This is a genomic window from Brevundimonas sp. UBA7534 (assembly GCF_002479325.1).
Taxonomy (GTDB): domain Bacteria; phylum Pseudomonadota; class Alphaproteobacteria; order Caulobacterales; family Caulobacteraceae; genus Brevundimonas.
In genome coordinates, this window is record NZ_DLMO01000158.1 from 13,830 (window position 1) to 35,668 (window position 21,839).

Annotated in this window: 19 protein-coding genes; 10 read left to right on the top strand and 9 right to left on the bottom strand. The window is 66.0% G+C overall.

Translation table 11 applies throughout. The annotated features are described in order from the left end of the window. Nucleotides 1-8 precede the first annotated feature (8 nt). The 7 genes from B2U11_RS13055 (at nucleotide 9) to B2U11_RS13085 (ending at nucleotide 9,775) form a co-directional block, all read left to right on the top strand. Nucleotides 9-1,046, top strand: coding sequence for an NAD(P)-dependent oxidoreductase (locus B2U11_RS13055; RefSeq protein ID WP_292072306.1), 1,038 nt, complete (start codon nucleotides 9-11; stop codon nucleotides 1,044-1,046). A gap of 157 nt (nucleotides 1,047-1,203) precedes the next feature. Further along, nucleotides 1,204-2,145 carry a ribose-phosphate pyrophosphokinase gene (locus B2U11_RS13060; RefSeq protein WP_292072308.1) on the top strand — a complete coding sequence of 314 codons (942 nt, stop codon included), beginning with the start codon at nucleotides 1,204-1,206 and terminating at the stop codon, nucleotides 2,143-2,145. 835 nt (nucleotides 2,146-2,980) lie between these two features. Continuing rightward, a complete protein-coding gene (locus B2U11_RS13065) occupies nucleotides 2,981-4,147 on the top strand; it encodes a TolC family protein (protein WP_292072310.1) in 1,167 nt (388 codons plus the stop codon). Further along, complete coding sequence (locus B2U11_RS13070; protein ID WP_292072312.1) at nucleotides 4,144-5,457, top strand: efflux RND transporter periplasmic adaptor subunit; 1,314 nt, start codon at nucleotides 4,144-4,146, stop codon at nucleotides 5,455-5,457. Before B2U11_RS13065 ends, B2U11_RS13070 begins: the two co-directional genes overlap by 4 nt. Continuing rightward, a complete protein-coding gene (locus tag B2U11_RS13075) occupies nucleotides 5,454-8,603 on the top strand; it encodes an efflux RND transporter permease subunit (protein ID WP_292072314.1) in 3,150 nt (1,049 codons plus the stop codon). Before B2U11_RS13070 ends, B2U11_RS13075 begins: the two co-directional genes overlap by 4 nt. Further along, entirely contained in the window at nucleotides 8,600-8,977 is a 378-nt protein-coding gene (locus B2U11_RS13080) for a copper-binding protein (protein WP_292072316.1), read from the top strand. Before B2U11_RS13075 ends, B2U11_RS13080 begins: the two co-directional genes overlap by 4 nt. A gap of 411 nt (nucleotides 8,978-9,388) precedes the next feature. After that, a complete protein-coding gene (locus tag B2U11_RS13085) occupies nucleotides 9,389-9,775 on the top strand; it encodes a c-type cytochrome (RefSeq protein ID WP_292072318.1) in 387 nt (128 codons plus the stop codon). 176 nt (nucleotides 9,776-9,951) lie between these two features. Here B2U11_RS13085 and B2U11_RS13090 read toward each other — a convergent pair whose 3' ends face one another. Beyond that, nucleotides 9,952-10,380 carry a hypothetical protein gene (locus B2U11_RS13090; protein ID WP_292072321.1) on the bottom strand — a complete coding sequence of 143 codons (429 nt, stop codon included), beginning with the start codon at nucleotides 10,378-10,380 and terminating at the stop codon, nucleotides 9,952-9,954. A gap of 215 nt (nucleotides 10,381-10,595) precedes the next feature. Here B2U11_RS13090 and B2U11_RS13095 point away from each other — a divergent pair, with 215 nt between their 5' ends. The 3 genes from B2U11_RS13095 (at nucleotide 10,596) to B2U11_RS13105 (ending at nucleotide 12,779) form a co-directional block, all read left to right on the top strand. Beyond that, nucleotides 10,596-11,237, top strand: coding sequence for a Crp/Fnr family transcriptional regulator (locus tag B2U11_RS13095; RefSeq protein ID WP_292072323.1), 642 nt, complete (start codon nucleotides 10,596-10,598; stop codon nucleotides 11,235-11,237). Between the two features lie 61 nt (nucleotides 11,238-11,298). Further along, complete coding sequence (locus tag B2U11_RS13100; RefSeq protein ID WP_292072325.1) at nucleotides 11,299-11,844, top strand: pyridoxamine 5'-phosphate oxidase family protein; 546 nt, start codon at nucleotides 11,299-11,301, stop codon at nucleotides 11,842-11,844. Then, on the top strand, nucleotides 11,841-12,779 hold the full coding sequence (locus B2U11_RS13105) for an L-lactate dehydrogenase (protein ID WP_292072327.1): 939 nt from the start codon (nucleotides 11,841-11,843) through the stop codon (nucleotides 12,777-12,779). The genes B2U11_RS13100 and B2U11_RS13105 overlap by 4 nt, the downstream gene beginning before the upstream one ends. A gap of 68 nt (nucleotides 12,780-12,847) precedes the next feature. Here the strand turns inward: B2U11_RS13105 and B2U11_RS13110 are convergent, their stop codons facing one another. The 8 genes from B2U11_RS13110 to ppk2 form a co-directional block, all read right to left on the bottom strand. Then, nucleotides 12,848-13,894 carry an HWE histidine kinase domain-containing protein gene (locus B2U11_RS13110; RefSeq protein ID WP_292072329.1) on the bottom strand — a complete coding sequence of 349 codons (1,047 nt, stop codon included), beginning with the start codon at nucleotides 13,892-13,894 and terminating at the stop codon, nucleotides 12,848-12,850. A gap of 304 nt (nucleotides 13,895-14,198) precedes the next feature. After that, the gene (locus tag B2U11_RS13115; protein ID WP_292072331.1) at nucleotides 14,199-16,493 is read right to left on the bottom strand and encodes a glycoside hydrolase family 65 protein; all 2,295 of its coding nucleotides are present in this window, start codon (nucleotides 16,491-16,493) and stop codon (nucleotides 14,199-14,201) included. Between the two features lie 14 nt (nucleotides 16,494-16,507). Then, complete coding sequence (locus B2U11_RS13120; protein WP_292072334.1) at nucleotides 16,508-17,257, bottom strand: HAD family hydrolase; 750 nt, start codon at nucleotides 17,255-17,257, stop codon at nucleotides 16,508-16,510. Nucleotides 17,258-17,512: 255 nt separating this feature from the next. Continuing rightward, nucleotides 17,513-18,073, bottom strand: a complete 561-nt coding sequence (locus tag B2U11_RS13125; RefSeq protein ID WP_292072335.1) for a DDE-type integrase/transposase/recombinase — start codon at nucleotides 18,071-18,073, stop codon at nucleotides 17,513-17,515. Nucleotides 18,074-18,222: 149 nt separating this feature from the next. Continuing rightward, a complete protein-coding gene (locus B2U11_RS13130; RefSeq protein ID WP_292072337.1) occupies nucleotides 18,223-18,753 on the bottom strand; it encodes a hypothetical protein in 531 nt (176 codons plus the stop codon). A gap of 587 nt (nucleotides 18,754-19,340) precedes the next feature. Next, the gene (locus tag B2U11_RS13135) at nucleotides 19,341-19,967 is read right to left on the bottom strand and encodes an RNA polymerase sigma factor (protein WP_246331797.1); all 627 of its coding nucleotides are present in this window, start codon (nucleotides 19,965-19,967) and stop codon (nucleotides 19,341-19,343) included. A gap of 142 nt (nucleotides 19,968-20,109) precedes the next feature. Beyond that, on the bottom strand, nucleotides 20,110-20,628 hold the full coding sequence (locus B2U11_RS15765; protein ID WP_221205261.1) for a ParB-like protein: 519 nt from the start codon (nucleotides 20,626-20,628) through the stop codon (nucleotides 20,110-20,112). Nucleotides 20,629-20,758: 130 nt separating this feature from the next. Next, a complete protein-coding gene (ppk2, locus tag B2U11_RS13145) occupies nucleotides 20,759-21,553 on the bottom strand; it encodes a polyphosphate kinase 2 (RefSeq protein WP_292072341.1) in 795 nt (264 codons plus the stop codon). Between the last annotated feature and the right edge of the window lie 286 nt (nucleotides 21,554-21,839).

Genomic DNA, 21,839 nt, shown 5'->3' on the forward strand with positions numbered 1-21,839 from the left:
GGCCCGAAATGAAGATCGTGATTTTCGAAACCGAGCAGTGGGAGGCGGCCGCCTGCGCCCGCCTCGCCGGGCCCCATGCCCTGGCCTGCACTCCGGAACCACTCCGCCCGGACAACGTCGCCCGCTTCGCCGATGCGGAGGTGATCAGTCCCTTCGTCCATTCGAACCTCGGCGCCGCCGTTCTGGCCCGCATGCCCCGGCTGCGGCTGATCGCCACCCGATCGACCGGATACGACCATGTCGATCTCGCCTATTGCCGAGAGGCCGCGATCACCGTTTGCAATGTGCCGGACTACGGCGATCATACCGTCGCCGAGCACGCCTTCGCCCTGCTGCTGGCCTTGTGCCGACATATTCCGGAGGCGACGGAGCGGGTGCGCCGCGGCGATGTCCGGGCGCGGGACCTCCGCGGGGTGGAGCTTACGGGAAAGACCCTCGGCGTGATCGGCGCCGGCCGGATCGGTCGCCGCGTACTCCAGATCGCGCGCGGCTTCGGCATGCGGACGCTCGCTTCCGACCCGTCCCCGGACGCCGCAGCGCGAAAGGATCCCGACTTCCACGCTGTTTCATTGCCGGTGCTTCTCGCCGCCTCGGACGTGATTTCGCTGCACGCCCCGGGCGGCTCCGGCCTGCGCCTGTCGGATCCGGAGTTTGCACTCATGAAGACCGGCGCCCTGCTCATCAACACGGCGCGCAGCGGAGCCGTCGATCCCGCCGCCCTTCTTCGCGCGCTCTCGTCGGGCCGGCTCGCGGGCGCCGGCCTCGACGTCATCGCCGAGGAGCAGGCGTTTGGCGATGAGGCGGAGATCTTCCGGCAGGACGCCCAGGTCGACCCCGCCCGGCTGCGCGCCTTGCTGGCGGATCACGCCCTGGTTCGGCTGCCCAATGTCCTGGTCACGCCCCACATCGCCTACAATACCCAGGAGGCGGTCGACAGGATCACCGAGACCACCCTTGGCAACATCGAAGCCTATGCCGCGGGCGCGGCCCGGAACGTGGTGACGGCGGTCACGCCGGCCTCACCATCGCCGGGGGGGCCGACCTGAGCGTCGTCGGACATGCGGTTCCGACCGCCGGAGCCGCATCCTTCCGCGCCCGCCGACACCCGCTTTCGCGATCAGTCCGGCGCCGCCGTAAGATTTCACGCGCGCCTGCGTCTGTCGGAGAGCCTGCCGGCCGTCCGCCGGTCCATCGGAGGTTCTCGTGCGACTGATCGTGCCGCTGCCTGGAAATGAGGCCTTCGCCGAACGGCTCGCCACGGCCGGCGGGTTCGAATTGGGCCGTCTCGAAACCCGGCGCTTTCCGGACGGGGAGAGCTACGTCCGTCACCTCTCGGATATGGCGGGTCGGACGGTCGATCTGGTCTGCAGCCTGGCCCGCCCGGACCCCGGCTTTCTGAGCCTGCTGTTCGCGGCCGACGCCGCGCGGGATCTCGGCGCCGCGCAGGTGAGCCTGGTCGCGCCCTACCTCGCCTATATGCGCCAGGACCGGCGGTTCAAGCCCGGAGAGGCGGTCACCTCGCGCCCGTTCGCGCGTCTGCTGTCCGGGGCGTTCGACCGGTTGATCACGGTGGATCCCCATCTGCACCGCTATCCGGATCTGGCGGCGCTGTACGCCATTCCGACCGCGACGCTGCATGCGGCGCCCGTGCTGGCGGACTGGATCGCGGCCGAGGTTCCGGATGCCCTGATCATAGGCCCGGATGAGGAGAGCGAACAATGGGTCGCGGCCGTCGCCGCCAGGGTGGGAGCCCCGCACATCGTGTTGCGCAAGATCCGCCGGGGCGATCGCGAGGTCGAGATCGTTCTGCCCGATCTCGGCGCCTGGACCGGCAGACAGCCTGTGCTGATCGACGACATCGCCTCCTCGGGTCGGACCCTGATCGAGGCTGCTCGACGGCTGCAGGCGCAGGGCCTGAAGCCGCCGGTCTGCGTGGTCGTGCATGCTGTGTTCGCCGATAACGCCTTCGAGGAACTGGCCCGGATATCCGATCAGGTGGTGTCCACCGACAGCGTGCCGCATCCGAGCAACGCCATCTCCCTGGCGCCGCTGCTGGCGTCGGCGCTGCGGGAACCTGACGCAGCGGGGCCGGCCCGCCGCCGCCGGTCCGATTCCGGCGCCGTGACCACCGAGGGTCCGGGATGAACATCTCGCAAGGGAGAGCCGAATGAGACGCGGACAGTGGAACCTGGTTCGTTCCCACTTCATCGGCGCCCGGAGGCTCGCCCCGCGAGCTTGCGGCACGGCCGCAGACCCCTCTCGTTCGGAATGTCAAGCCGGGGTTTGAGCGGAGCGCTCGCCGTCTTGACACGCCGGAGAGCGAAGCGGAACGTCGATGGCATGTGGCGTATCGTTCGCACGCTTTTGTTCGCCCTCGCCCTGGCCGGCTCCATCGGCCAGGCGTCGGCGTTCGCCGCGCCCCAGCGGCCGGGCGTGACCGCAGACGCCATGGCCGGCATGCCGGATTGCGCCGAAATGATGATGCAGGCAGGCGCCGAAGGTCCGGCGCCCTGCGATGACTCTGGGCCCCACTGCCTGGGCCTCGCTGCCTGCGCGGCAGTCGCGGTTCCTCTTCCGTCCGACGCGGGCGTCACGGCCCGGCCGTCGGCGCCGCATCGCCAGCAGGTCGCATTGAGCGCCGACGACACCCGTGCAGGGCAGCGGCCGACGCCCCTGGGCGACCCTCCCAAGACTCCGGCATAGCCCGACTTCGCTGACCATGGCCCGCGCTCGCGTGGGCGGTGATCGAACGACTAGCATCCCGCGTCGCACCAAGGTGATCGACGCGGGGCTCGAGGACATTCCCATGAACTCCGGCTATCGGACGGCTCCAGGCCGTCACATGTCGAGCGCCGCGGCCGATCCCGATCGCGGAAAATCACTCCGGTTGGCCAGGATCGCCCCCAGGGGAACGGTGGCGGCCGCCGCGGCCGCCATCGGCTTGTTCGCCGCCATTGGCATGCCCGCTGCGGCGGAGCCGATGACTTTCGACGAGGCCCTGGCGCTCGCCGCAACCACCGCTCCGCAGCTGCGGGCCAGCGCCCTCGGCGTGGAGGCGGCCTCGGCGGCCTCGGCGGCCGCGGGTCGGCTCCCGGATCCACAGCTCCGGTTCGGAATCGACAACCTGCCGGTCTCGGGCCCCATGGCCGGGCGGTTCGGCGACGACGAAATGACCATGGCCCGCATCGGCCTCATGCAGGAGGTCCCCAGCCGCGCCCGGCGACGGGCGGAACGCGCCATGGCGGAGGCCGACATCGACGTGGCCGCCGCCGCCGACGCGATCGCGCGCCGCGAGGCGCGGGTGGCCGCCGGCATGGCCTGGCTCGATCTGCACTACGCCGGGCGCCGGCTCGCGACGCTCGAGGAGGTGCTGTCGGCGCTGGAGCCGCTCTGGGAGGCCGCCCCCGCGGGCGTGGCCGCCGGAACGGACCGGCCGGCCGGCGCCCTGACCCCCGTCGTGCTGCAGGCCGCCCTGCAGGACAGGCACAGCCGGCTCATGGCCGATGTGGCGAGGGCGCGCGCCGAACTGACGCGCTGGACGGGCGACGCGGACCCGGCGGCGAGCGGGCCGGCTCCCGACCTCGAGATCGACCCGACCGGTCTGAGGGCGGGTCTTGAGCGCCTTCCGACCCTGCAGGCCTGGCGGGCGGCTGGAAGCCGCGCCGATGCCGAGGTCGCCCTCGCCCGATCGGGGCGACGGCCCGATTGGGCCTTCGAGGTCAGCTACGGTCGCCGCGATCCGATGTTCGGAGACATGCTGTCGGTGGGCGCCAGCGTCCGTTTGCCGCTCTTCGCCAATCAGCGCCAGGAGCCGCTGATCGCCGCCCGCTCGGCCGACGCCCTGGGCGTCCGGCTGGAGCGCGAGGCCGCGGCGCGCGAACTGCGCGCCTCCCTGGACGCCGACCTCGCCGATCTCGCCGCCCGCCGCGACCAGTGGGTCCGGTCGCGCGATGTCATCGTCCCGGCCGCCCGCCAGCAGGCCGATCTGGAAACCGCCAGCTACGCCGCCGGGCGGGCGGGCCTGGCGGATGTCCTGAACGCCTTCACCGCCCTGGCCGACGCGCGTCTGGAAGCCCTCGACCGCGAAGCCGCCGTTGCTCGCGACACCGTCCGCATCACCCTCGCCTACAGGAGCGACGACCAATGACCGGTTCCAACCCTCGCGTCGCGCTCGTCGCGGGCGCTGTCCTGGTCCTCGGCGTGGGCCTCGCGGCCGGCCTGATCGGCCGCCCCATGCTGGAGCGTGCGAATGGGGCCGCCGCCGGCCAGACCGCATCCGCGGAGCGCGAGATTCTCTACTGGTACGATCCGATGCTGCCCAATGAACGCTACCCGGGTCCGGGCCGCTCCTCGATGAACATGGAGCTGATCCCGAAATACGCCGACGAGGCGGACGGCGCGCCCGGCGTGCGCATCGATCCCTCCCTGACCCAGAATCTCGGCATGCGTCTGGCGACGGCGCGCCGGGCGTCGCTGGAGGGCGATCTCAACGCCTCCGCTGTCATCGACTACAACCAGCGCGACGTGGCCATCGTCCAGGCCCGCGCCGCCGGTTTCGTCCAGCGAGTCTACAGCCGCGCGCCCGGGGACGTGATCGCCGCCGGCGCCCCCCTGGTCGACCTGCTCATCCCGGAGTGGGCGGGGGCCCAGGGCGAGTATCTGGCCGTCCGCCGGACGGGTGACGCGGCCCTGATCGAGGCGGCCCGGCGGCGGCTCCTGTTGCTCGGGATGTCCGAGGCGTTGATCGTCCAGGTCGAACGGACCGGACGGCCGAGGACCACGGTGACCATCGTCAGTCCGTCCGCCGGCGCCATCCGCACCCTGGGCGTTCGGGCCGGGATGAGCGTCACCCCGGGCATGACCCTGGCCGAGATCAGCGGACTGTCGACGGTCTGGCTGAATGCCGCCATACCCGAGCTCCAGGCGGGCCGGCTGCGCCTTGGCCAATCCGTCGAGGTCGCGCTCTCGGCCTTCCCCGGCGAGCGGTTCAGCGGACGTCTGACGGCGTTGCTGCCCGAGGTTTCCGGGGACAGCCGCACGCTCACGGCGCGCATCGAGATGGCCAATCGCGCGGGACTCCTGCGGCCCGGCATGTACGGGCAGATCACCTTCGGCGGCGGCGGCGGAGAGGTGCTGGTGGTTCCGTCCGAGGCCGTGATCCGAACGGGCGAAAGAACCCTCGTCATGCTGGCCCTGCCCGAGGGGCGCTACCAGCCGGCCGAGGTCCGGACCGGACGGGAATCCGGCGGGATGACCGAGGTCGTGGCCGGGCTGGCGGAGGGCGAACGCCTCGTGGCCTCCGGTCAGTTCCTGATCGATTCCGAAGCCAGCCTGTCCGGGATGGCGGCCCGGGCGATTTCGGGCGAGCGCCCGGCTGTGCCTCCGGCTTCACCCGCCACGCCCCCTGCGCCGGCCGCGGTGAACGGGCACGCCGGCCACGGTGGAGCCGCGCAATGATCGCCGCCCTCATTCGCGCCTCCGTTCGCGCTCGCTTTCTTGTGCTCATGGCCGCCGTCGCCCTGGCGGCGGCGGGCCTCTGGGCGGTGCGGACGACCCCGGTCGACGCCCTGCCGGATCTGTCCGACGTCCAGGTCATCATTCGCACCAGCTATCCCGGGCAGGCGCCGCAGATCGTCGAGAACCAGGTCACCTATCCGTTGGCCACCACCATGCTGTCGGTGCCTGGCGCGCGCACGGTGCGCGGCTACTCCTTCTTCGGCGACAGTTTCGTCTACGTCCTGTTCGACGAGGGGACCGACCTCTACTGGGCGCGGTCGCGGGTTCTCGAATACCTGAACCAGGTGCAGGCCCGCCTCCCTGAGAGCGCTCGTCCCGCCCTGGGTCCGGACGCCACCGGCGTCGGCTGGGTCTATGAATACGCCCTCGTCGACCGCTCCGGCCGCCACGACCTGGCCCAGCTGAGAAGCCTGCAGGACTGGTTCCTCCGATATGAGCTGAAAACCGTTCCAGGCGTGGCCGAGGTGGCCAGCATCGGCGGCATGGTCCGGCAGTATCAGGTGGTGCTCGACCCCGTCCGGCTGGCCGCCTATGGCGTCACCCACCAGGCCGTGGTCGAGGCGATCGGGCGCGCCAACTCGGAGACCGGCGGGTCGGTGCTGGAGCTGGCCGAAGCCGAATATATGGTCAGAGCCAACGGCTATCTGACCAGTCTCGATGACTTCCGTGCCGTCCCCGTCCGCACGGCGGCGGGCGGCGTGCCCGTCACCCTCGGCGACGTCGCCACGGTTCAGGTCGGTCCCGAGATGCGGCGCGGGATCGCCGAGCTGAACGGCGAGGGCGAGGTGGCCGGGGGAGTGGTCATCCTGCGCTCGGGCGGCGACGCCCGGGCCACCATCGCCGCCGTCGCCGACCGGCTCGAGACCCTGAAGGCCGGATTGCCTCCCGGGGTCGAGGTGGTGACGACCTATGACCGCTCGCAGCTCATCGACCGCGCCATCGCCAATCTCAGCACAAAGCTGATCGAGGAGTTCATCGTCGTCGCCCTCGTCTGCGGTCTGTTCCTGTGGCACGCCCGGTCCGCCCTGGTGGCCATCCTGACCTTGCCGCTCGGCGTGCTCGCCGCCTTTCTGGTCATGAACCTGCAGGGGGTGAACGCCAACATCATGTCGCTGGGCGGCATCGCCATCGCCGTGGGCGCCATGGTCGATGCGGCCGTAGTCATGATCGAGAACGCCCACAAGCATATCGAGCGATGGGAGCATGAGCACCCCGACGAACCACTCGCGGGAGAGATCCGCTGGAAGGTGATCACCGACGCAGCGGCGGAAGTCGGTCCGGCCCTGTTTCTGAGCCTGGTGATCATCACCCTGTCGTTCATTCCGGTGTTCAGCCTGCAGGCCCAGGAGGGTCGGCTGTTCGCGCCGCTGGCCTTCACCAAGAGCTACGCCATGGCGGCGGCGGCCATTCTTTCGGTGACCCTGGTGCCGGTCCTGATGGGCTATCTCATCAGGGGGCGCATCCCCGCGGAGCAGTCCAATCCCGTCAACCGATGGCTGACGCACGTCTATCGCGGCCCGCTCGACTGGGTGCTGCGGCGACCGCGGACGACCCTGGCGATCGCTGTCATCGCGTTCGCCACCACGGCCTGGCCGCTCAGCCAGATCGGTGGCGAGTTCATGCCCGCCATGGACGAGGGCGATCTGCTCTATATGCCGTCCGCCCAGCCGGGTCTGTCGGCGGCGGCGGCGTCAGCGCTGCTGCAGAGGACAGACCGTATGATCCGCACCATTCCCGAGGTCGCCAGCGTGTTCGGCAAGGCGGGCAGGGCGGAATCCGCCACCGACCCAGCGCCGCTGGAGATGTTCGAAACCACGATCCAGTTCAAGCCGCGCGACCAGTGGCGCCCCGGCATGACGCCGGAGAAGCTGGTCGAGGAGCTCGACCGCGCGGTTCAGGTTCCGGGCCTGGCCAACGTCTGGGTGCCGCCAATCCGCAACCGCATCGACATGCTGGCGACCGGCATCAAGAGCCCCATCGGCGTCAAGGTCTCCGGGGCCGATCTGGCCGTGATCGACCGCATCGCCGGCCGCGTCGCCGAGGTCGCGGGGGATGTGCCGGGGGTGAGCTCGGCGATCGCGGAGCGCCTGACCGGCGGCCGGTATGTGGATGTCGACATCGATCGCGCCGCCGCCGGCCGCTACGGGCTCACCATCGCCGATGTCCAGTCGATCGTCGGCGGCGCCATCGGCGGCGAGACCATCGGTCAAACCATTGAGGGGGTGGCGCGCTATCCGATCAGCGTCCGCTATCCCCGCGAACTGCGCGACAATCCCGAACAGCTGCGGAATCTTCCGGTCCTGACCCCGGCGGGCCAGCAGATCACCCTGGGCGCGGTGGCCGACATCCGTATCGCCGACGGGCCGCCGATGCTCAAGTCCGAGAACGGACGGCCTTCAACCTGGGTCTATATCGACGTGCGAGGCCGGGATCTGGCGTCGGTGGTGGGGGACCTGCGGCGGGCGGTCGCTGCGGAGGTCGATCTCGGTCCCGGGGTGAGCATCGCCTACTCCGGCCAGTTCGAATATCTCGAGCGCGCCGCCAACCGCCTGAAGATTGTCGTGCCGGCGACGCTCGCGATCATCTTCCTGCTGCTCTACCTGACTTTCGGCCGGTTCGACGAAGCCGCCCTGATCATGGCCACGCTGCCCTTCGCCCTGACCGGGGGCGTATGGATGCTCTATGCGCTCGGCTTCAACCAGTCGGTCGCGACCGGGGTGGGGTTCATCGCCCTGGCCGGCCTGTCGGCCGAGTTCGGCGTGGTGATGCTGATCTACCTCAAGCACGCGCTCAGGGACCGGGGCCCAGACCCAGACGCCCTCCAGGTCGAGGCGGCGGTCCGGGAGGGCGCCCTGCTGCGCGTTCGGCCCAAGGCGATGACCGTGGCCGTGATCCTTGCGGGCCTGTTCCCGATCCTGATCGGCCACGGCGCCGGCTCGGAGATCATGAGCCGAATCGCCGCGCCCGTTATCGGCGGCATGATCACGGCGCCTTTGCTGTCGATGCTCGTTATCCCCGCGGGCTATCTGCTGCTGAGACGCCGCAGGTTCCGTTCGACCCCCGTCCTTCGAGGAGACACACAATGAAGCGCCGTATAATCCTGCTGACCGGTATTGCCGCTGTTCTGGCCGCCTGCGGTCAGCAGGCGGAACCGGAAAGCCCGGCGATCCCGATGGCCCAGCCCGGATCACCGACGGTTGGCGCGGATGGCGCCTCGACGTCCCCGGCCGCCGACGCCACGACCGCAGACGGCGCGGGCGTCATTACAGCCGTGGACCCGGCGGCGGCGACGATCACCATCAACCACGAAGCCATCCGGTCAATCGGGTGGCCCGCGATGACCATGACGTTCAAGGCTTCGCCGGCTGTATTGCGGGAGGCCGCCGTCGGTGACCGCATCCAGTTCGATCTGACAGTACGGGACGGAGCGGGAGAGGTGACGGCGATCTACCCCCATTGATCCTCGGATGGGGAGGAGAGGGTCCGTCGATCGGGTTGGAGGATGGCGCCGGGCCGGCCCCCGATGCTGTGCCCAGGTCGAATGATGGAATCGGTTCGGCTCGTCCGCCCCATGCAACGTCCTGCGCTGTGGAGGCGACGATCTTTCCGCCCTTGCCGGCATGCTGAGCATTGAGCCGACGGAAGACGTAGAAGCCCCGCTCCACCAAGGCCCTCACCAGGTCTTCGGGGTCAGGTGAGTCCTGGACGGAAGGCGGGGTTTGCGTGCCAGTGAGGACGACATTTTTCACGGAGTTTCCGCTCCCGACAGGCGTCGAAGGTCCACCCGGTTCGCCACGATGACATTGATCGAGATCAATGCCGGGCCCCTTGTCGAGGATCAGGCTGGTCATTGTGCGGTATGGAGAACGTCTTGAGGTTGATCGCGATTGCCGCCGTGTTGATGCTGATGGGATGCACGGCGGGTCCCGAATATCGCGAAGCCGCTGGCACGGCTGAAGCGGCGAAATACTATCCGAAACAGGCTGTGGACCTCGCCTCGGCGGCGCGGGGCCAAGCGCTCGTACAGAGCCGGTGCGCGGGGTGCCATTCGGTCGGGCCGACCGGCGAAAGCCCGGTGGCGGCCGCGCCCCCGCTCCGTCACCTCGGAACCCGTTATCCCGTGACGGATCTTCAGGAAGCCTTCGCCGAGGGCATGACCAACGGACATCCCAGGATGCCGGAAGTCACCCTGGAGGGCGACCAGATCGCGGATCTGATCGCCTACCTTCAGGATGTGCAGAACCATTCGAGACCTTAGCCGGCCGGCAGCTGCTGTCCGATGCTCCATACCGCCCCGCCTGATCCTTTTCACGAGGATCGCCAAATAGCGGTCCAGGGAGGAGAGGTTTCGAAGCTGAAGTGGCCGCTTTTCTCCTCACGCCTCCCGGATGTCGGCCGGGTTTGAGGGGGGGCGACTGGGCGGAGACCGTCCCCTCAGAACATCTGGCATGCAACCGACGTCTCGGACGCCAGAACCAGGGTCGTCGTGTCGGCGGGCGGACGGCAGGGGCGAACCAGGCTCAGGCTGTCGCAGCCCGCCAGATGACCCAGGCGCATGACCTCCGAGACGAGCTTGTTGGCGACAGACCGGGGGGAAGAGACGTCGAAGCTTATCAGCCGCTCGATCCGCACGCACGGCCCGGCCGCGATGCAGGCGGAATGCGAATAGAGCACCAGACCATTCAGGCGCCCCGCGGCGTCCCGGGCGATCAGGATGCCCCCGGTCGCAGCGCTCCGGTCAAGCTGTCGCCGCGCGGCGTGTCGCCAGGCGGGCAAGGTCAGGTCGGGGTATCCCAAGCGCGCCAGGACGAAGGATTCGTCAATCGCGTCCCGGACTAATCGACTGACGACAACGGCGGTCATAGGTTGACACTGGAACGTCCGGGGTCACCACGCTTTGATTCACGTCAACAACATTTGAAAGCGGAACCGCGTCCGACGTCATGAGAGTCAGGACAACGCCAAGGCTGGCGCTCAGCACCCTTCCAGCCGGGTGTGCGGATCGGCGACCGTTAAGTTATTGTGATAGCTGTGGGGCGGGAGCCTTCAACGTTTGCGGCAGCACGGCCGATATCGCCATGGATCGGCTCGCAGCCATTGCTGAGCCCGTCATGCTCGCGGCGGGTGCTGTTCTGATCCGTGAAGGCGACCGCGCCCCGCATATCTTCAACATCTCCTCGGGTTCCATCAAAGTCTACAAACTCCTGCCCGATGGTCGCCGTCAGATCATCGGCTTCCTCTTTGCGGGTGATTTCCTCGGTCTGGCTGTCGGTGACGCCTATGTCTTTTCCGCCGAGGCGATGGAGGCGGCGTCGGTATGCCGGTTCCGGAAAACCGCTTTCAGGGCGTTGATCCAGGACTGTCCGTCCCTCGAGCACGCCCTGTTGAACCGGACCTCGCATGAGCTGGCCGCCGCTCAGAACCAGATGCTCTTGCTCGGGCGCAAAACGGCGATCGAACGCGTCGCCTGGTTCCTGCTCGATCTCCCCGGCCACGACCCGTTGCGTCCGACCCGGGCCGATCATGTCAGGTTGGTGATGACGCGCGGCGAGATCGCAGACTATCTGGGTCTGACGATCGAGACCGTGAGCCGGGTTCTGACCAGGTTGAAAAATCAGGATGTCATCCAGCTGTTGTCACGGTCGGAAGTCAGGATCGTCCATCGTGAGATGTTGCGCGCGCTCGCAGACGGCGAACCGCAATACGCCGGTGGTGCTTGAGCCAGATCAAAGCCGTTGTCCCTGAGCCGGGCCAAGGGTGTTTCAGCGAGGAATTTCTCCGATGCCGATCCAGGACGTCACGCCGGGCTGTACACCCATCCACGGGCGGGCGGTCGCCGCCGTGGTGGTCCTTTTGACCAGTGAACGCTTGATGAGCCTGGGCGTCAACCGGCCCGACGGATGGCCCCAGGTCACGACGCTGGGTTACGTCAACGAGGGGCTCAACCTGTATTTCGTGACCGCACGGGACAGTCAGAAGCTGGCGAATATTCAGGCCGATCCCCGCGTTTCCGTTGCGATCAGAGCCGAAAGCGCCGCGGACGGCGCCGTGGGGCTGTCCCTGGCCGGCAGGGCGGACGAGGTGACTGTCCCCGAGGATATCGAGCATCTGAACCAGCTCGTTTTTTCGCGCTATCCGGGCGTCAGTGTCTATTGCCCATCGGGCGACTCGGTCGCCCTGATCCGGATCAAACCCGAGATCATCTCAGCCGTAAGCGTCAGCCAGGGCCGCAGTCGATCAGAGTGTTTCTCCGTCGGCGCCGCCGGTCAGGAAGGCGGCGCGGCGAGACCGACACCCGCCGCACCGACAGGAAGGAAGGTCCGATGATCGGACACGACCGGATTGTGATCGTCGGCGCCGGCCACGTCGGATCAACGGCCGCCTATGCGCTGATGCTTCGCGCGTTGGTCCGCGAGATCGTCCTGATCGACAGTGACGCCGGGCTCGCCGAGGCCGAGGCCGCCGACCTCTCCGATGCGAACGCCCTTGCCAGACCCGCGCGCATCTGGGCGGGAAGCTACGCCGATGCGGCAACAGCCCGGATCGCCGTCATCACTGCCGGAGCAGCGACGCACGGCGCGGAAAGTCGCCTGTCGGTCGCGTCGCAAAGCGCCATGATCGTCTCGACCTGCGTCGGAGAACTGGTCCAGGCCGGTTTCACGGGGATCATCCTTGTCGCCGCCAACCCGGTGGATTTGATGACGCTGGTGGCGCTGCGGCGCTCAGGCTTGTCCGCAGCGAGGGTCATCGGCACGGGCACATTGCTCGATTCCAGCCGTCTCAAACAAGCCCTCGCCGAGAGCCTGAGGGTCGCGGCCGGGTCCATTGATGGGGTCGTTCTGGGTGAGCATGGCGATACCGAGGTGGCCGCATTCTCTACGGTCCTGGTCGGAGGGCTGCCGCTAAGCGATTTCTGTCCTTCGGGACAGGAACTCGACCAGGACCAGATCGCCACGGAAGTGCGCGACGCCGGCTACCGTATCGTCCAGGGAAAGGGCTACACGTCCTTCGGCGTCGCGACCGCGATTGTGCGGATATGCGAGGTCATACTGCGCGATGAGCGGGCGGTGCTGCCGGTGTCGACGCTGTTGACCGGACAATACGGCTTCGCCGATGTATGCCTCAGCCTTCCGTGCATCCTCGGGGCCGGCGGGGTCGAGAGGATTTTGCTGCCGGCGCTGTCCCCCGCGGAGAACACAATGCTGGGTGCATCCGCAAAGGCTTTGCAGCAAGCTCTCGCGAGTATGGACCTGGCCGGCTGACATCCTGACCTCGCCAGGCGCCGCCGCCGGCAAAAGTCATCGGCTCCGCCGAGGGGCCGGAGTTGCAGTCATTGAACAGGATTGTCCGCCGGTCGGCTGACGCTACGGAACGGCAGCCTGATGAGGCAGTTGACGCCCTGCGGTGCATAGGTCGAGGCGGCTTTACCGCCATGGGGGCCAAGGCTGCGAGCGATAAGTTCGCTTCCAAATCCCCGGCGCGTCGGTGCGACAACCGTGGGCCCGCCCCGTTCCTCCCAGAGGAGTTCAAGCATTGGGTGTGCGTCTTCCGAGATATGCCAATCCACGCGCAGCCGCCCGGCTGAGGTTGAAAGCGCGCCATACTTGGCCGCATTTGTCGCCAGTTCGTGGAGGACAAGCGCCAAGGCCACGGCGACCTGCCCATCGATACTGATATCCGGTCCTGTGAGGGTGATCTTTCCCTCGCTGTCCTGGTAAGGGGCCAGCTCTGTTTCGAGGAGAAGGCGAACGCTGGCCTCGGTCCATGAGCCGCGAATAAGGGAATCGTTCGTGCGCGATATGGCCGCGAAACGCCCCAACAGCGCCTCTTTGAATTCGGCGACAGACGGCGCCGTTCGGGCGGTGAGCGTCACGATCGAATCGACGACCGCCATCGTGTTCCGCAGGCGATGAGCGACCTCGTTCGCGACGACCTGACCCTGCCTTTCCACAGTTTTCCGGTCACTGACATCACGGACCACGGCCGTTACGATGTGTTGCCCCCCGATCATTTGCCGAGAGAGCGTCGCCTCGATGGCCAGTTCCTGACCGTCCTTTCGTCGTCCGAGGACTTCGCGGCCGGCCCCCATGGATCGGCGCAACGGGGCGTTTGACGAACAGAAGCGCTTGACGTCTTCGCGATGGTGGTCATGAAAACGCGTTGGAATGAGAGTATCGATTGAACAGCCAAGCACTTCGTTCATCGTGTAGCCAAAAATGTCTTCGGCCGCTCGGTTGAACAGAATAATGCGACCATCCTGGTCGGTGCTGACCACGCCATCCCCGATCAAGGACAGGATGGTTTGAAAATCTTCGCCGAAGGGGAACTCTGCCGCAGGCCGCTTCTGGTCCGGGGTTACGCGGTCGCTGCGTTTCATCTGTTTTCGCTCCGCAACGCGACGCTTGCAGCGAAACGAAAGTGATGTCCAGTGACGCTCGACAATGGGGCGCTCGCCACGCCTGTCGGCGCGGTGTCAAAAGCCAACGCAAATGAGCGCGACTGAGTAGAACGCGCGTTACGCGCCTGAATAACATCTAGCGCGCGCCGCGGGCGTCGTCGCCGCCGACGAGGAATTGGCTATGGTCGTCCTGAGCAAGTTAAGCCGGTGTGAGGCGTGACCTCAAGGGGGGCGGCCGCACGCCTACCCGTTGCGTCGACCTCGGCTAAGACAATGCTGACCGTCAGTTACCTGATAAAGGCGGAGGCGACTCGAGGTGGAGGATAAGGGGGGCCTCGGAAGCGAGCGGGTATGGTCGGCCACCGACGGTCAGGATCATCGGTTCGCCGACTTCCAGGGAGGCTTCGAATTGCTGATTGACCTGGTCTACCCTGACGCTCAGGCGTCGCCCTCGCCACTGGACGCTGAAGCTCAGGCTGGACCAACTTGCGGGCAAGTGCGGCGCAACGGCGAGGCCGTCGCTCCGCAACGACAGTCCGGCGAACCCAAAGACCGACATCATCCAGAGGCCGCCTTGGGCCGCGATGTGAATGCCGCCGCCGATCGCCACCTTGGTGTCGGCGAGATCGATCGCCGCCGTCCTGTGGAAATAGTCCAGGGCCATCTCGACATCGCCTAGGCGTGCGGCGACGAGCCCGTGCAAGGCGGTGCTCAGTGAACTGCCGTGACCGCACCGGGGTTCGTAGTAATCGTAGTTTTTCTTGCCGGCGGCGCCCGCGAATTCCTCAGGCAGCAGGGCCAGCAGAGCCACGACATCGGCCTGTTTGATCACTTGGGACTGCTGCGTGCGTTCGCGTCCGAGGACCACGTCCATCGGGACAGTGCGGCCCGCGTAGGCCGACAAGTCCACGTCCTCGAGATCGAAATAGCCCGTGAACTGCTCGAACAGGCCCGTGCCCGAACCCAGGCCGGTCGCCATCGTCTCCGCGACGCCGGTCCAGTGTTCGAGTTCGGACTCGTTCAGGTCGAGGCGGCGGGAGAGGGCGGTCCATTGTGCGGGCCACTGCTCGCGCAGCATGGCCGCGACCTCAAGTGCGCGCCGGATGTTCCAGCGCGCCATGACGTTGGTGAAGGCGTTGTCGTCGATATTCTCGTGATACTCATCCGGGCCGATGACGCCGCGGATGTGGTGCAAGCCGTCCGCCTCGGGTTGGGCCCGACTGGCCCAGAAGCGTCCGGTTTCGAGAAGGATTTCCGCGCCGGCCGCGACCAGGAATTCGTCGTCGCCCGTCGCCTGCCAGTATTGCCAGACGGCATAGGCGACGTCGGCGCTGATGTGTTGTTCCTGGGCGCCGGTGAGGATGTCGATGATCTGCCGGTCCGGACCGACGGCCTGCTCCGGTGTCGCCTCCAGGCCGGTGTCGGTGGACTCCCACGCGTAAAAGGCGCCCCGCCAGCCCCGGTCGGCCGCCTTCGCTCTCGCGCCGTCCAGCGTGTGGAAACGGTACATCAGCAAAGACCGGGCCGCCTCGGGCCAGGTCAGTATATAGAAAGGCAGCAGGAAGATTTCGGTGTCCCAGAACACATGCCCGCGATAGTCGGCGCCGGTCAGGGCCCGGGCGCCGATCGAGACACGCGGATCGTCCGGGTTGGCGGCGCTGTTCAGGTGGTAGACCGCGAACCGGAGCGCCTTCTGCGCGGTGCCGTCACCTTCCACCTTGACGTCGCTGCGCGACCAGCGGTTTGACCAGGCCGTTTCGTGTTGCTCGACAACGCGACGCCAGCCCTTTGTCCGAGCGCCATCGAGAACATTCCGCGCCCTCTCGCCTGGGTCCTGATCGGGAGCATCACTTCGGGCCAGAGCAACCAGCCGGTCGAAGCAGACGACCTGTCCGGGTCGCGTTCTCCAGGTCCAGGACCATCTGAACGGGCTGAGCACGGTCGGAAGAAGTGTCTGGCCGTCGATCCGCAAGGCCACGGCGGCGGACATGGCGAGGCCTTTTCCGGAAAGATGGGTGCGCCAGACGCCGAACTCGTGCTCAAGACGCTCGGACGTGAGATCGCTATCGAACCCGTCCATGGAGGCTTCGAGCGTGATCTCGGTCTCGCCCTCGTCGGTCTCCAGGTGAAGCAACTGCAGACCCAGCGCTCGCTGGTCTTGTGAGGCCAGTCGTAGCAGGCGCAGGCGGAGGCTCACGGCCGACCCTTCCACCAGGCGACATTCGGTGAGCAGCAGGCCTCTGCGCATATCGAGTGTCAAAGGATGCGACGGCCCGGGCCCGAAATGCTGGATAAGGGGGCCTCCCGGCAAGGAAACGCGGATCTGAAGCCAGTCCGGTGCGGGGACCAGTTCCGGCACCGGGCGCTCGATATCGCGCGTGTCGAACAGCCCGGCGACATAGGTACTCGGCGGAGCGATGCGCTGCCGTGATTGATTGATCGCCCGAGAGGCCCGGGCGGCCAGGAAACCGTTGCTGACGGTGAAGCGGGTTTCGCGATCGCTCTCCCGGAGCGCGTCGCAGCCATCGTCAACAAGAACCCATGCAGCGTCCGCTGTTGGTTCAAGCGTCTGTTCCATGGTCCCTGGTTCCTTCACGGTGTCCGAGCCTTGAGCCGGCCTTGCGCAAGATCGACCAGCGCGATCTCGTCCAGGGTTTCGACCACAAGATGCGAACCTGCCGTCCGCAGTTGATCCGCGTCGCCCAGTCGAGCCACGCCGAGCGCCGCCATGCCGCCCGCGCGAGCGGCCTGAATGCCGGCCGGAGCGTCTTCGACCACCAGACACCGGGTCGGCGACACGCCGAGTTCGTCGGCCGCGATCAGGAAAAGCTCCGGGTCCGGCTTGCCGTGCTTCACCTCTCGACCGGAGACATTCACGCGGAAGATATCCAGCAGGCTTTGGCCGGTGCCCAGGCGGATTGATCGCATCATTTCGGTGGCGTTTCTGGACGATGAGGCGGCGGCCACGGGCCAGCCGAGGGCGGCGACCGCCTCGATGAAGCGCAGGGCGTCCGGGAAGGCCTCGATCCCGCCGGTCCGCATTAGTTCCTCGAGGCGAGCCTGTTTGCGTTCTGCATAGGCGACCGCGTGGCGCCCGGCGTTGTTCACGCCCAGGGCCTCAAGCGCCGATCGAGCGCCGTCGAGTCGTGGCTTGCCCGCGATCTGGGACTGATACATCGCCGTCGTGAAGCGCTCTGTTTCGGCGAAGCCGGCAAGCGCCTCACGCCACGCGCGCTCATGAGGCGATGCGAGCAGGACGCCATCGACGTCGAAGATGGCCGCGGTCAACATCCGCGACGATCCATCCACGATGTCGTGTCTTTGATCGTATGCGTCGGACATTCCGTCTCATCCATCATTGCAGACTTGCATGCGTCGGCACAGCCACGCCTTGATGTGCATCAAGGCGTGGCTGCTTCATCTCCTGTTCTGTGAACTCACAGAAGATGAAGTCGCTATGATCAGACCAACCCGGGTTGCCGTGAAAGGATACGGCGTCATCGGCAAACGGGTCACTGATGCGGTCCGGGCCCAGAAGGACAGGACCCTGGTGGGGGGCGCTGACGTCGCGACGGACTGGCGCACTCGTGGGCGCTGTCAGTTCAACGCTAACTTGTCTCCACCGGGCACAACTAGGGCAGGGAGCTCATCGTCAGGCGGCGAGCGTGTTCCATTCGGCAAAGGTGGCCGTGCTTCGGGCTTTGAAATCGTCTCGGCTGATGAGGTGGCGGTCCTGGTTGAAGTGGTTGTAGAAGGCGTCGTGGACGGAGCTGAACTTTGCAGCGTCTTCATCCGCCGGAAGCGGAGCATGGCCCGTTCTCGTCGTCGAAACGGCAGATGTGAGTTCTCTGCCCTGTTGCAGAGCCAACGGCCGAGCACCTGCTTTTCAGCGTTCCCCAGCTGCTTCATCGCGACCTTGTATGAGCGGAGCCTGTCGGTGACGACGACCTTGGGTCGGCCGTGACGCTTCATGGCTTTCTTGATGAATTTCAGCGCTGCGGGTTTGTCTCTGGTCCGCGTGACAAAGGATTCCAGCACCTCGTCCTCGCGATCCACGTTTCGCAGCGAACGCGGGTACTTCACGTACATCAGCACTATGAGGCGGATCACCTCGGGCGAACTGTCAAACCAGCGGAACGGGTTGGTCGATTTGGCCATGCCATGAGCCTGGCGCGAGCCGTCTTACCGGGCGGATAAAGTTTGGGCTGACAGGGCCGACCGCGGCAATCGCTGACGAACTGATGAGCGCGCGCTAGAGCAGAAAACGGACCCGCCGCTAACCCGAAGGCCGGCGGCGGGCGCTGGCCTCAGTGCTGGTGGGCCGGTTCAGCCGCGGCGGCTGGGGCCGGGTCGTTCGCACCGTGGTCCATACCCGCCATACCGCCGGCACAGGCCGCCATCATGGCCTCGTGCTTCGCCTTCATCGCCGCATGCTCTTCGCTCGACATGTTGGAATGGTCCATGCCGGCCATCATGGTCTGATGTCGTTCCGTCATCGCGGCTCGCTGCTCGGGGGTCATGGACGAATGATCCATACCCGCCATGCCTGCCATACCGGCTCCATCGGCCGAGGCCGCGCCATGGGTGGCCATCATGGTCCGATGTCGTTCCATCATCGCGGCCCGTTGCTCGCTCGTCATGGACGAATGATCCACGCCGGCCATGCTGTGACAGGCCGACATGTTCGTCGCCGGCGCTTCAGGTGCCGCCTGGGCTGCTGCGGCGTGGGCGGCGTGGGCGTTGGCCGCCGGAGGCGCGGTCTGGGCGGCGACGGGACCGGACGCCAGCGCAGCCAGCAGACCGGCGATGGCGAGCGACGAAATTCGGGTTCTGGTCATGAGGTGTCTCCAATGATCACCGCCGGATGGCCATGCCATCGGGCACGGTCTCGACCGATCAGTTTTCTCTAGGTTCTACGCACCGCCGGCCGTCTGCCCCCAAGGATAGCCGGCACTGCGGCCGCATGCCGCAGTGCCGGTGCAAATGATCTTTTATCCCTTCAGCCGCCAGGTTGCGCCGCCGGGGGCTGTCCATCACCAACACGTTCAGGGCGTTGAGCCTGTCGCGGAACGGCTTACCGAGCGACTAAAGTTTGGGCTGACGGGACCTCCAGGGACGACTAAGCCGATCCAGAAACTGCTTGCCTCAATTAAAGAACCTACATCAGCATCACGAGGCGGATCACCTCGGGCGAACTGTCAAACCAGCGGAACGGGTTGGTCGATTTTGCCATGCCATGAGCCTGACGCGGAACGGCTTACCGGGCAGATAAAGCTTGGGCTGGCAGAGCCATCAGAATCGTTCAGGTCATAGGTTCCCGATTCCGTGCCACATGACCAACAGATCGAGCCGTTGAAGTTTCCCGACCGGTGCGGTATATGCGTGGGGAAGCGGTTGTTGAATGATTAGCGCGGTGTAGGGTCTTTCATGACTGACTAATCTTCTCGACCCGGCTATTTCCTTGGCGGATGTCGTGGATGTGCTGACCCGTGTCACACTGACAGTCTAGGTAACCGTGCTCCGGACAGGTCAGGCAGACATCCTCCAGGCGAGTCTTGAGCGCCCGGCGGGCGCGGTGGAGTTTGACATTGACGTTGTTCAAGTTGAGTCCAACGCTCACGGCGACCTGATCGCGCGGCTCACCAAGCAGATCGATGCGCCAAATAAGGTCGCTATAATCCGCCTTGATCGTCGGCAGGAGTCGATAGAGACAGTGGCAAACGGCCGCGTCAATTTCGTCGTCGGGTTCGCCGACAAAATCTTCCATCTCACTGGGTTCGCGGAGCGTTTCTTTGCGGCGCGACGTCCGACGATAATGGTCAATGAGCGTGGTGGCTAGAACCCGGCTCAACCAGCCACGCAAGGACTGGATGTCTCGCAGGTCGCCGGCGCGCCTCAGCGCACGTTCCATGAAGTCCTGCAGAACTTCCTCGGCGTCCGCTTGATTGCTGACGCGCCGGCGCAGGAACATCAGAAAAGCGCGATGGCATTCGACCAATTCTTGTCGCACAGCGGCGTCGGTGACATTGGCCACATCTTTGGCGTCATCCAACGAAAAATCTGACTCGTCACTCGGCATTGTCTTCAACAATTCTCGCACCACCTGAACACTGACGCACTGCCAAGCTTACTGGTGCGCCCTTTCTCGCGAAAGGGGCAAACCTCCTCAATGGAAAAATCTTCGATCCTTTTGTCTACCCAAAGGAACCAGGAAGGCCAGCGGCTTCCGGGCGGCGAGCAAGTTGCAGCGCGGTCTCAACTGCCGTCTCGAAATCTCGCTCCACTAGCGCCTGAGCAATGTGCGTTCGAAGGTGATCGGCCCAGCGGAACTCGCTAAAGAGGCCTGCGGACTTGCTAAATCCACCCTGGTGGCGGAGGGCGCTGGCCAGGCTTCGAAAAGGATCATCTCCAAGCTCCACCAAGCGTTCTGGCATGTGGCGGAAAGCGCGCCGTTGGCCGTTGGCATCATAAGGTCGGCACCAACCAAGGTGATCCATCCGTCGCCAAAAAGCAGCGTGAGGCAGGTGCTGCAGGTCCTCAACAATATGAACCGCTGCGACCGTTTCGCCCTGCTGTTGTCGGGCGCACAAGCTATGGTGACAGTCTAGGACATAGGCGCTGCCCTTTGGGCCGATCACTGCCGGGGCGCTCCTTGCCGCGGTTCCGAGGCCTCGTCGGCGTTTTTCCGCAACTTCGCGCCAGCCGACAGTCATTTGGGTCGGCCGAAGTAGCGCGAGGGGCCAAAGATATCGGTCCGCGCCGAGCCGCACGGGGCGCGCGAGCGAACTGGACAGCGCCAGCGACTCGGCTGGCTTTAGAGCACAGGATGGCACGAGCGCCGTCTTACTTGGCCAGCCCGTCGGGGTCGTGATAGTTCGAGATGACCATAGGATCGGCCGGCGGGCTGTCCTTTCCCTCGAACTCGAAGCGCGAGACCAAGTCGCGAATGAGCGCCACCCGTACGGCGCGCTTGTCATCGGCCCTGACGATGGTCCAGGGCGAGATAAGCGAATTGGTGCGGGCCAGCATGACGTCGCGCGCGGCGGTGTAGTCGTCCCATCGCTTGATCGCGACACGATCAATGTCGCTCTTCTTCCACTGGCTCAAGGGATCCTCCGCCCGCGCGCGTAGGCGTTGGCGTTCTTCATCCTTGGAGACGTCCAGATAGTATTTGATGAGTTTGACGCCGCAATGGTCGAGGAGGTTCTCGAACAACGGTGTGGTGATCAGGAATTCTTCGTATTCCTCGTCGGTGCAAAAACCCATGACGTGTTCGACGCCGGCGCGGTTGTACCAACTGCGGTTGAACAGGGCCATCTCGCCCGACACTGGCAGGTGCGCCACATATCTCTGGAAATACCAGGCGCGCCGCTCACGATCAGAAGGGGGATCGAGCGCAACCACCCGGGTTTCGCGAGGGCTGAGATGGCGGATGATCCGTTTGATCGCCCCATCCTTTCCTGAGGCGTCCCGGCCTTCCAGCACTACCAGCACCTTCAGGCCGTCCCGGATGATCTGGTTCTGCAGGCGGGTCAGCTGAATTTGAGCCGCCTTTAGGTCTGCCTTGTAGGTGGATTTTTCCGATACTTCCGTCTTCGTCTTCGTCTTCGTCTTCGTACTCATGGCAATGGGCCCCAATCGGTCATTTGGCTGGCACCAGCGCGCTGCCTGAAGGGTAAGACGCCTGCGAACCGGCAGGCTTACACTCGGTCGTCGGCTGGAGTGGAGGCCTTCTGTTGAGGCAGGCATGCTCGGGCTGCCCGTCGAGCCCGGAGCCACCTTAATCCTGCTCGTTTGGTGTCTCTTAGCGAGCCAACGTGTTGATGCGGCGAATCCTATAACTGACTGTTGCAGCAGCTTTCAGTCGTCTGCCTGCTTGATCCTCGGTACATTTGAACTGCCGCTGACGTGACCCCCGTTTCTC